A 525-nucleotide genomic window follows, 5' to 3' on the forward strand; every position below is an offset into this window, starting at 1 on the left:
GCGATCCGCGCCAGCCAGGCACCGGCTTGCAGATCGAGCACCAGAAACAGCAGGGTGCCCAGCATGCACAGGGGAAGGGTGGTGTTAAGCGCTTTACTCAATCGCCGTGGGAGCCATGCTTGCATGGCGANNCTACAGGGAGGATCATGATTGTGCTGCCTGCCGGGCCAGCTCCCGGGCAATGACGATCTGCTGGATCTGGGTGGTGCCTTCGTAGATCCGAAACAGGCGCACGTCACGGTAGAAACGTTCCACCGCATAGTCAGCCATATAACCGGCACCGCCATGAATCTGCACCGCCCGGTCGGCCACGCGGCCTACCATTTCGGAACAGAACAACTTGCAGCAGGACGCATCCAGGCTGACCTTTTCACCCCGGTCCTTGCTGCGGGCCGCTTCCAGCACCATGGACCGGCCGGCGAACATTTCCGCGCGGGAATCCGCCAGCATGGCCTGGATCAGCTGGTGCTCGATGATGGGTTTACCGAACTGTTTGCGTTCGGCGGCAAAATTCACTGCGTCTTC

The 525-nt window shown here is 60.8% G+C and carries 1 protein-coding gene; it reads right to left on the reverse strand.

Annotated elements, in window-relative coordinates; all coding sequences use genetic code 11:
- Positions 1 to 144: 144 nt before the first annotated feature.
- Positions 145 to 525: acyl-CoA dehydrogenase family protein (locus B3Q33_RS03115; protein ID WP_286826839.1), on the reverse strand; the 381-nt coding region annotated here is incomplete at its 5' end.

The organism is Alcanivorax sp. UBA3183 (genome assembly GCF_002364155.1).
GTDB lineage: Bacteria > Pseudomonadota > Gammaproteobacteria > Pseudomonadales > Alcanivoracaceae > Alcanivorax > Alcanivorax jadensis.